Raw genomic sequence first — 12,111 nt, 5'->3', positions numbered from 1 at the left:
CGTTTCAGCGAAAGGATCAGAAGCGATGCAAGAGGCTCTCATGTTCTACGTCGACGGTGCCTGGGTCGCGCCTTCGGCGCCGAAGACCCTCGACGTGATCAATCCCGCGACCGAGGAGGCCTATGCCCGCATCTCGCTCGGCAATGCCGCCGACGTGGACAAGGCGGTGGCCGCGGCCACCCGCGCCTTCGCCTCCTTCTCGCGCACGAGCCGGCAGGAGCGCGTCGAGCTCCTCGAATCCGTCATCGCCGTCTACAAGAAGCGCCACGACGAGATGGCCGAAACGATCAGCCGCGAGATGGGCGCGCCGATCGGCTTCGCCAGGCAGGCCCAGGCCGCGGCCGGGCTCGGGCACCTCGCGCAGGTCCTCGACGTGCTCAGGACCTACGCGTTCGACGAGGTGGTCAACCGGACGCTGGTGACGCGCGAGCCGGTCGGCGTCTGCGGCTTCATCACGCCGTGGAACTGGCCGATGAACCAGATCGCCTGCAAGGTCGGCCCCGCGCTCGCCGCCGGCTGCACCATGGTGCTGAAGCCGAGCGAGGTCGCCCCCATGTCGGGCTATCTCTTCACCGAGATCATGCACGAGGCGGGCGTTCCCGCCGGCGTCTACAACATGGTCAACGGCGACGGCCCGACGGTGGGCCAGGCGCTGGCGCGCCACCCCGGCATCGACATGATGTCCTTCACCGGCTCGACGCGCGCCGGCATCCTCGTGGCCAAGGCCGCCGCCGACACCGTGAAGCGCGTGCACCAGGAGCTGGGCGGCAAGTCGCCCAACATCATCCTCGACGATGCCGACCTCCAGCGCGCCGTCACCCACGGCGTGCGCCAGTGCTTCTCCAACAGCGGCCAGTCCTGCAACGCGCCCACGCGCCTGCTCGTGCCGGCCGGCCGGCAGGAGGAGGCGATCGCGGTTGCCGCCCGCATCGCCGCGGAGACCGTCGTGGGCGACCCCTGGGCCGAGGGCACGACCATCGGCCCGGTGGTCAGCGAGGCGCAGTTCAACAAGATCCAGGCCCTCATCGACACCGGCATCGCCGAGGGGGCGCGCCTCGTCGCCGGCGGCCCCGGCCGGCCGGAGGGGCTGGCGAGGGGCTACTACGTGCGCCCGACCGTCTTCGCCGACGTGCGCAACGACATGACCATCGCCCGCGAGGAGATCTTCGGCCCCGTGCTGTCGATCCTGCCCTACGCCGACGAGGAGGAGGCGATCGCCATCGCCAACGACACGGTCTACGGCCTGTCGAGCTACGTCACCTCCGGCGACATCGAGCGCGCCCGGCGGGTGGCGCGCCGTATCCGCGCCGGCATGGTGCACATCAACGGCGCGCCGGGCGATCTCGCGGCGGCCTTCGGCGGCTACAGGCAGTCCGGCAACGGCCGGGAATGGGGCCGTTACGGCTTCGAGGACTTCCTCGAGGTGAAGTCGATGTTCGGCTACGCCGCGGCCTGAGGCCGGCGGCGGCCGGCCGCGATCACGGACGGCGGGGCGGCCGGGGCTGCCGCCCCGCCGGCCCGCTTCCCTGATGCATCATGTCTCGTCCTCATGTCATCCAGCCGATTTCACAGTATGATACGGGCCGGTCTCCCGCCGGATGCCGCGGCGGTCGCCGTGCGGTCCGCCTGCGGGCGGGAGCGGCGACGTCATCGCTGACCGGGGGCGCCTGCCGTGGACTTCGAATTCAAGGCCATCGACCACAGCAATCTCGGCGAGCTCGTCTACCAGAACATCGCCAACGCCCTGATGAAGGGGGCGCTGCGGCCCGACGACCGCCTGAAGATCCGCGACCTCGCCCAGAAGATGGGCACGAGCGTCACGCCCGTGCGCGACGCCATCCTGCGCCTGGTCCAGGACGGCGCCCTGCTGCTCAAGAGCCCGCGCGACATCCGCGTGCCGATCCTGCGCCACGACCAGTATCTGGAGATCCGCACGATCCGCCTGCAGCTCGAGGGCCTTGCGGCCGAAGGGGCGGCCAGGCGCGCCCGCCCCGCCGACATCGAGCGGTTGGCCGCCCTCGTCGCCGACAACGAGCGCGCCTTCGCGGAGCAGGACTACGCCCGGGCGACGGAGCTCAACCAGATCTTCCATTTCGAACTCGCCAATATCGCCGAGATGCCCATCCTGCGCGGCATCCTGCGCAATCTCTGGCTGCAGATGGGGCCGGTCATCTCGGCGGCCTACGAGGTCGGCGGGCGTACGATGATCGACCACCACTACGACGTTCTCGACGCCATCCGCCGCCGTGACCCCGCCGCCGCCAGGAAGGCGATCCGCGAGGACATCCTGAGCGGCGGCGGCGTCATCCTGAAGCACAACATCCTCTCGCGCGACGTCTGACGGGATGGGCGGCCCCGCCCGCCGAGGACCCCGCCCGACGGCGCCATCCCCTCCCGCATCCCCCTCAAGGTCCCCATGCCGCTGCCGCCCTCCGCCCGTGCCGACATCGAACGCCTCTGGTCGACGATCGAGCGCTCGGCCGAGATCGGCCGGGGCCGCGAGGGAGGGCTCGCGCGGCTCGCGCTCGGCGACGCGGACCGGGACATGCGCGACGTCTTCGTCGGCTGGTGCCGGGAGGCCGGGCTTGCCGTGACCGTCGACAAGGCCGGCAACATCTTCGCCCGCCGCGCCGGGCGCGAGAACGACCTGCCCCCCGTGCTGATGGGCAGCCATCTCGACACCCAGGCGAACGGCGGGCGCTTCGACGGCATCGTCGGCGTGCTCGGCGCCCTCGAGGTGGCGCGCACGCTGAACGACCTCGGCCACGTGACGCGCCGGCCGCTGGAGATCGTCAACTGGAGCAACGAGGAGGGCGCGCGCTTCTCCCCGCCCATGCTGGCATCCGGCTGCTTCGCCGGCGCCTACGCGCTCGACTTCGTGCATGACCGCCCCGCCGACGACGGGCCGCGCTTCGGCGAGGAGCTGGCGCGCATCGGCTATCTCGGCGAGGCGCCGGTCGGAGGGCGCGACGTCGACGCCTATTTCGAGCTGCACATCGAGCAGGGCCCCATCCTCGACGCGGAGAGGGTCGCGGTCGGCGTCGTCACGCACGCCTACAGCTCGCACGGCTTCCTCGTCGAATTCCGCGGCGAGACCGCGCACACCGGCCCCTGGCCGATGGACAGGCGCCGCAACGCCCTCGTCGCCGCCGCCCGCCTGCTCGTGGCGGTCGACGACATCGGCTGGGACTTCGCGGCGACGGGCGGCAAGGCCACGGCGGCGCGCCTCGCGGCCTGGCCGAACAGGGCCGGCATCCTGTCGGACTGGGCGCAGGCCGTCTGCGACGTGCGCCACGACGATCCGGCGGCGAGCGCCGTGATGGCCGAGCGCGTCCTGCGCGCCGCCGCCGAGGCCGCGGCGCGCGCGGGCTGCGCGGCCGAGATCGTCGACCGCTGGGACTGGGGTGGGCGGATCTTCGATCCCGAGCTCATCGCGTCGGTTCGCCACCACGCCGGCCTGCTCGGCTACAGCCATCGCGACCTGCCGAGCCAGGCCGGGCACGACGCCTATTTCCTCGCGCGCATCTGCCCCACGGCCATGATCTTCACGCCCTGCCGGGGCGGCATCACCCACAACAACGCCGAGTTCGCGAGCCGCGACGACCTCGCTCCGGGCCTGAACGTCCTGCTCCACTGCGCCGTCGCGCGCGCGGACCGCTGATCACGCCGGCCGGCGGCCGCTCAGGGGGCGTCCCGCCCGGCCATCCCTCGCGGAAGCAGACGGCGCCTCGGCGCGGCACCGGGCTCGCGCCCCGGCACGCGCCGCCATCGCGCCCGCTCCGGGCCGGCCAGCCGCCTCCCGGCGGCCGCGGGCTGCGATGCGGCGCGGCCGGGGGACACCCCGGCCACGCGCCCGGGCCTGACAAGGTTCAGGCTTGAACTTGATGACGTATGATGCATCATACATCCGAACGAGGGCGAGGCGGGGCGGGTGCCCGGCGGCGCGCGCTCCGATTGCCGGGCGCATGGCGGGCGCCCCGCGCCCCGGGGTGGGGGCGCGGCGGTCTGCCGCCATCGCGGTGCCGCCGGCCGCCCCCGCGAGGACGAGGGTTGATGGCGAACAGGGGACGTAACGACATCGGCTCGCTCCTCGCGAGCGCCGTGCCGGCGATCACGGCGCGGGAGGCGGAGGACCTCGCGCGCCGCTACTTCGGGATCGAGGCCGTCGCCGGCGATCTCGCCGGCGAGCGCGACCGCAACTTCCATCTCGCGGCCGCCGACGGCCGCCACTACGTGCTGAAGGTGGGCAACCCCGCCGAGGACCGGCAGGTGACCGCGCTGCAGACGCAGGCGCTCCGGCACATCGCCGCCGTCGACCCCGCCCTGCCCGTGCCGCGCGTGAGCGTGACCCGGCACGGCGAGGCGGAACTCGCGCTCGCGCGGGCGGACGGGGAGGTTTGGACCGTGCGCATCCTGTCCTACCTGCCGGGCGAGCCGCTGCACCGGGCGGCCCGCGGCAGCGCGCAGCGGCGCAATCTCGGCGCCTGCCTGGCGCGGCTCGACCGCGCGCTGCGCGGCTTCTTCCACCTGGCGGCGGGGCACGAGCTGATGTGGGACCTCAAGCACGCGAGCCGCGTGCGCGCGTTCTTCGTGCACATCCCCGATGCCGGCCGCCGGGCGCTGGCGGCGCGCTTCCTCGACGCCTTCGAGCGTCACGCGCTGCCGCTGCTGCCGGCCCTGCGGGCGCAGGTCATCCACAACGACATGAACCCGCACAACGTGCTCGTGCGGCCCGACGCGCCGGACGAGATCGCCGGCATCATCGATTTCGGCGACATGGTGCATGCGCCGCTCGTCAACGACCTCGCCATCGCCTGCGCCTACCAGCTCGGCGAGGGCGGCCATCCGCTCGCGGCGATCGGCGAGGTCGTCGCCGGCTATCACGCGGTGCTGCCGCTCGAGCCGGACGAGATCGACCTCCTCTTCGACCTCGTCGCCACCCGCATGGTGCTGACGGTGGCGATCAGCGGGTGGCGCGCGGCGCGCCACCCCGACAACCGCGACTACGTCCTGCGCAACAACGCCCGGGCCTGGGCCGGCCTCGGGCGCCTCGCCGCGCTCACGCGCGGCGAGGCGCGGGACGTCCTGCATGCGGCCTGCCGCGCGGAGAAACCCCGATGCCGATGATCAACGCCTACGATCCCGCCGCGCCCGCCGGCGTGGCCGAGCGCGAGCGGGAGATGATCGCCCGGCGGCGGCGCCTCCTCGGCCCGGCCTACCGGCTGTTCTACGCCAATCCGGTGCATGTCGTCCGCGGCGAGGGGGTGTGGCTCTACGACCCCGACGGACGGGCCTATCTCGACGTCTACAACAACGTCGCCTCGGTCGGGCACTGCCATCCGCATGTGGTGGCCGCGCTGTCGCGGCAGGCCGCGGTGCTCAACACCCACACCCGCTACCTGCACGAGACGATCCTCGACTATGCCGAGCGGCTGCTCGGCCATTTCCCCCCGGGCCTCGCGCATGTGATGTTCACCTGCACCGGCAGCGAGGCGAACGATCTCGCCCTGCGCATCGCCAAGGCGCATACCGGCGGCACCGGCTTCATCGTCACCCGGCTCGCCTACCACGGCGTCACCGATGCGGTGGCGGGGATGTCGCCCTCGCTCGGGGCGGCGATGGTGCTCGGCGCGCATGTGCGCACCGTGCCGGCGCCCGACGGCTATCGCGCCCGCGGACGGGATGTGGGCGCGGACTTCGCCGCGGGCGTGCGCCGCGCCCTCGCCGGCATGCGGGCGGAAGGCATCAGGCCGGCGGCGCTCATCGTCGACACGGTCTTCTCCAGCGACGGCGTCTTCACCGAACCGCCGGGCTTCCTCGCCGCCGCCGTCGCGGCGGTGCGCGAGGCGGGCGGCCTCTTCATCGCCGACGAGGTGCAACCCGGCTTCGGCCGCACGGGGGACCACATGTGGGGCTTCGCCCGCCACGGCCTCGTGCCCGACCTCGTCACGCTCGGCAAGCCGATGGGCAACGGCCATCCCCTCGCCGGCCTGGTGGCGCGCCCCGAGGTCCTCGCAAGCTTCGGCGAACGCCTGCGCTACTTCAACACCTTCGGCGGCAATCCCGTCGCCTGCGCCGTCGGCATGGCGGTGCTCGACGTCATCGAGGACGAGGGCCTCATGGCGAACGCCCGCGCCGTCGGCGCGCATCTGCGCGCGGGCCTGCGCGAGCTCGCGACGCGCCATCCGCTCGTCGGCGACGTGCGCGGCGCCGGGCTCTTCGTCGGCGTGGAGCTGGTGCGCGACCGCGACAGCCTGGAGCCGGCGACGGAGGAGACCGCGCGCCTCGTCAACGGGCTGCGCGAGCGGCGCATCCTCATCAGCGCCACGGGGCCGGCGGCGAACATCCTCAAGATCCGCCCGCCGCTCGTCTTCTCGCGGGACGACGCCGACCTCTTCCTCACCGCCGTCGACGACACCCTGGCCGAGATCGGCGCGGGCTGAGGGGGCCCCGTCCCGCCGGCGCGGGGCGGCTCACACGGGCTCCAGGCCGCACCACTCGGCGACGAACAGCGCCATCGCCGTGGTGATGCGCTCGACGGAAGCAAGGCTCACCCGCTCGTCGAAGCCGTGGATGTTCTGCGAGATCGGGCCGTAGCAGAGCGCCGGCACCCTGTCGTAGAGCGCATGCACGCGGGTATCGAGATAGCCCGCCGTCATGAAGCTCTCGAGCGGCCGGCCGGTCGCCTCTTCATGGGCGCGGGCGAGCACGGCCTCCGCCTCCGAGCCCGGTTCCAGCTCATAGCCCTCGGCGAAGAAGCCGTTGAAGGCGACGAGCGGCGGGTTGTTGGCGAAATAGGCGTCGGAGCGGGCGAAGGCGGCGAGCCGCTCGCGGATCTCGCGCGCCGCCTCCTCGGCCGACGTGCCGGGATAGATCGCGATGCGGCAGTCGAAGCGGCACCAGCAGGGCACCGAGGAGGCCCAGTCGCCGCCCTCGATCTTGCCGATGTTGAGGTTGATCGGATGCGGCTCGTCCTCGAAGTGCGGGCGGCCGGCCTTGCGCGCATTCCACTCCGCCTCGAGGCGGCGCAGCTCGCCGATGACGCGGTAGGCCGCGTCGATGGCGTTGGCGCCGGCGCCCATCTCGCGCACGTGCACCGGATGGCCGCGCACCTCCACCTGGAACCACAGCACGCCGAGATTGGCGCGCACGAGCTTCTCGTCCTCCGGCTCCGGGATGAGGACGGCGTCGGCCCGGTAGCCGCGCAGATGCGTCATGAGCGCGCCGTTGCCGGTCGATTCCTCCTCGACCACCGACTGCACGTAGACGGTCGCCGCCGGTTGCAGCCCGAGGCGCCTGAGCGCGTCGAGCGCGAAGATGTTGGCGACGTGCCCGGCCTTCATGTCGGCGCCGCCGCGCCCGTAGAGCCAGTCGCCCTCGATCGTCGGCTCGAAGGGCGGATGCGTCCACATCTCCGCCGGGCCCGTCGGCACCACGTCCACATGCGCCTGCAGGATGAGCGAGCGCCCCGTCTCCGCCCTGGGGCGGTGGATGCCCACGACGATGGGCGCCTCGGAATGGGCCTGCGACCAGGGCGAGCCGCCCGGATGCTGGGCGATCGCCTCCCGGTCCATGGCGAAGCGGTCCATGGCGTAGCCGCGGCCCTTCAGGGCGCGGAAGACGAAATCCTGCACGGCGTGCTCCGCGCCCCGCACGGACGGGAAGCGGATCATCTCGCGTGTCATGGCGATCTGGTCGGCGAAGCCCTGTTTGACGGAAGCGATGATCTTGTCGCGCGTGTGCGGGTCCAGCGCCATGGGACGTCCTCGCGGGCGGGAGAGGGCCGGGAGCGACGGACGGCCCCGGGCCGAGGAAGCAGGAGTATTTGCAAAGACCTTTCCGATCGTGTCAACATATGATGCATGATGTCATACAATGACACGACCGCGCTTCCGGCGGGGCGAAGGGCGACCTACCCGGCCGCGCATCCGCCTCTCCTCGACGCTCCGCCGCGGCAGGGGGAGCGCCATGCTCGATGACATGCGCCGTCCGCCGCGCCTGACGGCGAGGCCCGGGGTGCCGCCGGTGCGGGCGGTGGAGCGCGCCGTCGCGCTCCTGCGCGCCTTCGCGCCCGAGCGCCCGCGCCTCGGCCTGTCGGAGCTCGCCCGGGCCGCCGGGCTCGACAAGGGCACGGCGCGCCGCCTCCTGCTCACCCTCGCCGCGGCGGGCCTCGTCGAGTTCGACGAGCGTGCGCAGCTCTACCGGCTCGGCGCCGACGTCCTCGGGATTGCCGCCGCCGTGGAGGCGGGCAGGGACCTGCGCGAGGTGGCCGCCCCCGTCCTCACCGACGTGACGGAGAAGACGGGCGCCACGGCCTTCCTCTGGGTGCACCACGACGGCACGGCGCTGTGCGTCGAGCGCGTGCGCGCGCCGCTCCTGCGCATCGACGCCACCTGGTTCACCGTGGGGGCGCGGGCCTTCCTCAACTGCGGCGGCGGGCCGCGCGTCCTCCTCGCCTACATCACGGAGGAGGAGCGCGAGGCCGCGCTCGCCGGGGAGCTGCCGCAGCGCACGCCCGCGAGCGAGACGGACCCGGCGCGGCTGCGCGAGGCGGCGCGCACCATCCGGGCCCGCGGCTGGGAGCTCGCCGTCGACGACTTCTTCGTCGGCCTCGCCGCGCTCGGCGTGCCGATCCTCGACCGGCGCGGCGCCTTCGTCGGCGCGCTCAGCATCACCGGCCTGACGGCGGGCATCGTGGAGGACGGGCGCCCGCGCCACCTCGACATCCTCCTCGGCGCTGCGACGCGCATCGGGGAGCAGCTTCGGTAGCAGCCGGGGAAGAGCGGCCAGCCGCAACACGCGAGGGAAGAATGGCTTTCGAATGCACCGTGCCCGCCGTGCCCACCGTCCAGCAGGACGACGCCTCCGTGCGCATCACCCGCTGGGACTTCGCCCCCGGCGCGGTGACCGGCTGGCACCGCCACGGCTGGCCCTATTTCGTGATCATGCTCACCGACGGCATCCTGCGCATTCACGACGGCCGCGCGGCCGCCGACGTGCCGCTCTCGGCCGGTCAGTCCTACATGCGCCCGGCGGGCATCGAGCACGACGTCATGAACGGCTCGGCCCATCCGATCGCCTTCGTCGAGATCGAGATCAAGGCGCCCGAGGCCCTCGGCCGTCCGGCCGCGTGAGGGGCGCGGCGGTGGTCGATTCGTTTGTAGACAAACGGAAGTGGCCCGTGGTGACATCGGGACGGCCGGGGCGGCGACGGCAAGGCGATGCCGAAGAATGATGGTTGACGTCATGATGTAGGCATGATGCATTGAAATAAAGAGGGGATAAGCATCTGGTCAGATGTGCGGCCGCAAATGTAATGTCGGCGCCGCAAATAATAAACTTGTGCATGATGCTTTGTAACGGGAGAGGTCACATGGTGGATGTTGTGCGTGTCTTGCGCCGGTGGGTGTGCCGCCCGGCGCTTCTGTCCGGCGTTGCGGTGTCCGCGGCGATGACATTGTCTGCCGCAGCGGAGGCCAAGACGCTGACGGCGGTGATGCATTCGGACCTGCGCGTCACGGATCCGATCATCACCACCGCCTATATCACGCGCAACCACGGCTACATGATCTTCGACACGCTCCTGGCGCTGGATGAGGCGTTCAAGGTGCGTCCGCAGATGGCGGACTGGAAGGTGTCGGACGACAGGCTCACCTACACCTTCACGCTGCGCGACGGCCTGAAGTGGCACGACGGCAAGCCGGTGACCGCCGAGGACTGCGTCGCCTCCCTGAAGCGCTGGGCGGCGCGCGACGGCATGGGCCAGAAGCTCATGGACATGACCGCGAGCCTCACGGCGAGCGACGAGCGCACCATCACGCTCAAGCTCAAGGAGCCCTACGGCCTCGTCCTCGAGTCGATCGCCAAGCCCTCCTCCATCGTCCCCTTCATGATGCCGAGGCGCATCGCCGAGACGCCGCCGGACAAGGCGATCGGCGAGCAGATCGGCTCCGGCCCCTTCAGGTTCGTGCAGGCCGAGTTCCAGCCGGGCGTGAAGGCTGTCTACGAGAAGAACAAGGACTACGTGCCGCGCGCCGAGAAGGCGAGCTGGGCCGCCGGCGGCAAGGTCGTCAAGGTCGACCGCGTCGAGTGGATCACCATGCCCGACGCCCAGACGGCGGTGAACGCGCTGATGTCGGGCGAGATCGACTTCATCGAGCAGCCGCCGATCGACCTGTTGCCGATCCTTGCCGCCAGCAAGGAGGTCAAGGTCCACAACACCAATGCGCTCGGCTACCAGACCATGGGGCGCATGAACTTCCTGCACCCGCCCTTCGACAATCCGAAGATCCGCCGCGCCGCGCTTCTCGCCCTCAACCAGAAGGACGTGCTCGACGCCCTCATCGGCAACCCGCAGTACTACAGGATCTGCGGCGCCATGTTCGTCTGCGGCACGCCGCTCGAAACCGAGGTCGGCGCCGAGACGCTCGTCAGGAAGACGGGCATGGAGGAGGCGAAGAAGCTCCTCGCCGAGGCCGGCTACGACGGCACGCCCATCGTGCTCATGCAGCCGACCGACGTCGGCACCCTGAAGGCGCAGCCCATCGTCGCGAGCCAGCTCCTGCGCGCCGCCGGCTTCAAGGTCGACATGCAGGCCATGGACTGGCAGACGCTCGTCACCCGCCGCGCCAGCCAGAAGCCGCCGAAGGAAGGCGGCTGGAACATGTTCTTCACGAACTGGGTCGGCGCCGACGTCTTCAACCCCCTCGTCAACGTCAGCCTCAACGGCCGCGGCAGGGGCGCCTGGTTCGGCTGGCCGGATGACCCCAAGCTCGAAGCCTTCCGCGACGCCTACAGCCGCGCGGGCTCGCTCGACGAGCAGAAGACGATCGCCAGGGACCTGCAGGCCTATGCCTACGAGCAGGCGATCTACATCCCCCTCGGCCAGTACATCGTGCCGAGCGCCTGGCGCACGGAGCTGACCGGCGTGCTCGACGGCCCGGCGCCGTATTTCTGGAACATCGACAAGGCCGACTGACGGGCGCTCCCCGGCGGGCGCCGCGCCCGCCGGGGACCGGCCCCCGATCGGCGAGGCGGCGGCCCGCGCCGTCGGCGGCCGCCGCCCGCCGCCTCGCCGGGGCGGTTCCGCCCCGCACCGACATCCTGACCGGAACGAAGCACAGACATGTTCGGTTATCTCGTGCGCCGCGTTCTCGCCGCCATTCCCGTCATGGGGGTCGTCGCGGTCTTCGTCTTCCTGCTCCTGCGGCTCACCCCAGGCGATCCGGCCGCCATCATCGCCGGCGACCAGGCGAGCCCCGAGCAGCTCGAGCGCATCCGCATCTCGCTCGGCCTCAACGAGCCGATCTACACGCAGTTCTTCACCTGGATCGGCAAGGTCCTGCGCGGCGATCTCGGCGTGTCGCTCATCTCGCAGGTGCCGGTCGTGCAGATGATCGGCCAGCGCATCGAGCCGACGGTGAGCCTCGCCCTCTCGACCATCATCCTCTCCATCGTCGTGGCCGTGCCGCTTGGCGTCATCGCTGCGTGGAAGCACGGCAGCCTGGTCGACAAGGGCGTCATGTCGCTCTCGGTGCTCGGCTTCTCGATCCCCGTCTTCGTCATCGGCTACATCCTGATCCAGATCTTCGCCATCGAGCTGAAATGGCTGCCGGTGCAGGGCTTCCGCAGCCTGTCGCGCGGCCTCTGGCCCTTCTTCGAGCGGGCGCTCCTGCCCACGCTCACGCTGTCCTTCATCTACATCGCGCTCATCGCCCGCATGACGCGCGCGGCCGTGCTCGACGTGCTCGGCGAGGACTATGTGCGCACGGCGCGCGCCAAGGGCATCGCCGAACATGCGGTGCTCCTGCGCCATGCCCTGCGCAACGCGGCCGTGCCCGTCATCACCGTCATCGGCACGGGCTTCGCCCTCCTCATCTCGGGCGTCGTGGTGACGGAGAGCGTGTTCAACCTGCCGGGCATCGGCCGCCTCACCGTCGATGCCGTGCTCGCGCGCGACTATCCCGTCATCCAGGGCATGATCCTTCTGACCAGCGGGCTCTACGTGCTGATCAACCTCCTCATCGACGTCGCCTACACCCTTCTCGATCCGAGGATCCGCTACTGATGAGCGTCGAGACCCTTTCCGAGGCCGGCGAGGGCCCGCGCTCG

At 71.4% G+C, this 12,111-nt stretch carries 10 protein-coding genes; 9 read left to right on the top strand and 1 reads right to left on the bottom strand.

What is annotated here, in order from left to right; genetic code table 11:
- The first annotated feature begins 25 nt into the window (after positions 1-25).
- From QNA08_RS13155 to QNA08_RS13135, 5 genes are all read left to right on the top strand, one after another.
- Positions 26-1,456 carry an aldehyde dehydrogenase family protein gene (locus QNA08_RS13155; RefSeq protein ID WP_283741167.1) on the top strand — a complete coding sequence of 477 codons (1,431 nt, stop codon included), beginning with the start codon at positions 26-28 and terminating at the stop codon, positions 1,454-1,456.
- A 216-nt stretch (positions 1,457-1,672) separates the two neighbouring features.
- A complete protein-coding gene (locus tag QNA08_RS13150) occupies positions 1,673-2,341 on the top strand; it encodes a GntR family transcriptional regulator (protein WP_283741166.1) in 669 nt (222 codons plus the stop codon).
- A 75-nt stretch (positions 2,342-2,416) separates the two neighbouring features.
- Positions 2,417-3,661: a Zn-dependent hydrolase gene (locus QNA08_RS13145; protein ID WP_283741165.1), complete on the top strand. Its 1,245-nt coding sequence runs from the start codon at positions 2,417-2,419 to the stop codon at positions 3,659-3,661.
- A 392-nt stretch (positions 3,662-4,053) separates the two neighbouring features.
- On the top strand, positions 4,054-5,127 hold the full coding sequence (locus tag QNA08_RS13140; RefSeq protein ID WP_283741164.1) for a phosphotransferase: 1,074 nt from the start codon (positions 4,054-4,056) through the stop codon (positions 5,125-5,127).
- Positions 5,118-6,443 carry an aspartate aminotransferase family protein gene (locus QNA08_RS13135; protein WP_283741163.1) on the top strand — a complete coding sequence of 442 codons (1,326 nt, stop codon included), beginning with the start codon at positions 5,118-5,120 and terminating at the stop codon, positions 6,441-6,443. The genes QNA08_RS13140 and QNA08_RS13135 overlap by 10 nt, the downstream gene beginning before the upstream one ends.
- Before the next feature lie 30 nt (positions 6,444-6,473).
- On the opposite strand, the gene QNA08_RS13130 is transcribed toward QNA08_RS13135, so the two are convergent.
- Complete coding sequence (locus QNA08_RS13130) at positions 6,474-7,757, bottom strand: ArgE/DapE family deacylase (RefSeq protein ID WP_283741162.1); 1,284 nt, start codon at positions 7,755-7,757, stop codon at positions 6,474-6,476.
- Positions 7,758-7,968: 211 nt separating this feature from the next.
- Between QNA08_RS13130 and QNA08_RS13125 the strand changes: the two genes are divergently transcribed.
- The 4 genes from QNA08_RS13125 to QNA08_RS13110 all read left to right on the top strand — a co-directional run bounded on the left by QNA08_RS13125 (position 7,969) and on the right by QNA08_RS13110 (position 12,067).
- A complete protein-coding gene (locus tag QNA08_RS13125; protein WP_283741161.1) occupies positions 7,969-8,769 on the top strand; it encodes an IclR family transcriptional regulator in 801 nt (266 codons plus the stop codon).
- A gap of 41 nt (positions 8,770-8,810) precedes the next feature.
- Positions 8,811-9,134, top strand: coding sequence for a cupin domain-containing protein (locus tag QNA08_RS13120; RefSeq protein ID WP_283741160.1), 324 nt, complete (start codon positions 8,811-8,813; stop codon positions 9,132-9,134).
- 317 nt (positions 9,135-9,451) lie between these two features.
- Positions 9,452-10,978 (top strand): ABC transporter substrate-binding protein, encoded by a 1,527-nt coding sequence (locus QNA08_RS13115; RefSeq protein ID WP_422679918.1) that lies wholly within the window; start codon positions 9,452-9,454, stop codon positions 10,976-10,978.
- 147 nt (positions 10,979-11,125) lie between these two features.
- The gene (locus tag QNA08_RS13110; protein ID WP_283741158.1) at positions 11,126-12,067 is read left to right on the top strand and encodes an ABC transporter permease; all 942 of its coding nucleotides are present in this window, start codon (positions 11,126-11,128) and stop codon (positions 12,065-12,067) included.
- Positions 12,068-12,111: the final 44 nt, after the last annotated feature.

This window comes from Chelatococcus albus (genome assembly GCF_030067675.1).
GTDB classification, from domain to species: Bacteria; Pseudomonadota; Alphaproteobacteria; order Rhizobiales; family Beijerinckiaceae; genus Chelatococcus_A; species Chelatococcus_A albus.
Note: the sequence above shows the minus strand (reverse complement) of the source record. Positions and strands in the feature narration are given on the sequence as shown.

Excerpts from the sequence above, each read along its gene's own strand:
- QNA08_RS13155 (WP_283741167.1), top strand. The coding sequence starts at position 26 with ATGCAAGAGGCTCTCATGTTCTACGTCGACGGTGCCTGGGTCGCGCCT.
- QNA08_RS13145 (WP_283741165.1), top strand. The coding sequence starts at position 2,417 with ATGCCGCTGCCGCCCTCCGCCCGTGCCGACATCGAACGCCTCTGGTCG.
- QNA08_RS13140 (WP_283741164.1), top strand. The coding sequence starts at position 4,054 with ATGGCGAACAGGGGACGTAACGACATCGGCTCGCTCCTCGCGAGCGCC.
- QNA08_RS13135 (WP_283741163.1), top strand. The coding sequence starts at position 5,118 with ATGCCGATGATCAACGCCTACGATCCCGCCGCGCCCGCCGGCGTGGCC.
- QNA08_RS13130 (WP_283741162.1), bottom strand. The coding sequence starts at position 7,757 with ATGGCGCTGGACCCGCACACGCGCGACAAGATCATCGCTTCCGTCAAA.
- QNA08_RS13125 (WP_283741161.1), top strand. The coding sequence starts at position 7,969 with ATGCTCGATGACATGCGCCGTCCGCCGCGCCTGACGGCGAGGCCCGGG.
- QNA08_RS13120 (WP_283741160.1), top strand. The coding sequence starts at position 8,811 with ATGGCTTTCGAATGCACCGTGCCCGCCGTGCCCACCGTCCAGCAGGAC.
- QNA08_RS13115 (WP_422679918.1), top strand. The coding sequence starts at position 9,452 with ATGACATTGTCTGCCGCAGCGGAGGCCAAGACGCTGACGGCGGTGATG.
- QNA08_RS13110 (WP_283741158.1), top strand. The coding sequence starts at position 11,126 with ATGTTCGGTTATCTCGTGCGCCGCGTTCTCGCCGCCATTCCCGTCATG.